The following is a 249-nucleotide window of genomic DNA, read 5'->3' on the forward strand; positions in this document are numbered from 1 at the left end:
CGCGCGGTTCGAGCGCAGCGAGCCGTCGGGGCCGGTGAAGAAGATATCGGGCCGCGCGGCGAGATAATCCTCCCTGCCGACTTCGGAGCCGCAGCAATGGACCTGCTCGACCCACCCCGCCTCGATCGCGGGGATCAGCGTCGGGTGCGGGTTGAGCGCCCCGTGCGTGCAGATCTTGCCCTTCAGCCCGAGCTTCTCGCCATAGGTCGGCAGCAGCAGCTCGATCGCCGCGGTGTTGTAGCCGATGCC

The 249-nt window shown here is 68.7% G+C and carries 1 protein-coding gene; it reads right to left on the reverse strand.

From position 1 onward, the window contains the following. The coding region (locus AC0CH3_RS17875; protein WP_465238136.1) for a malonate decarboxylase subunit alpha at positions 1–249 on the reverse strand (249 nt) is incomplete at both ends.

It is taken from the genome of Sphingomonas sp. AC449, from assembly GCF_979253475.1.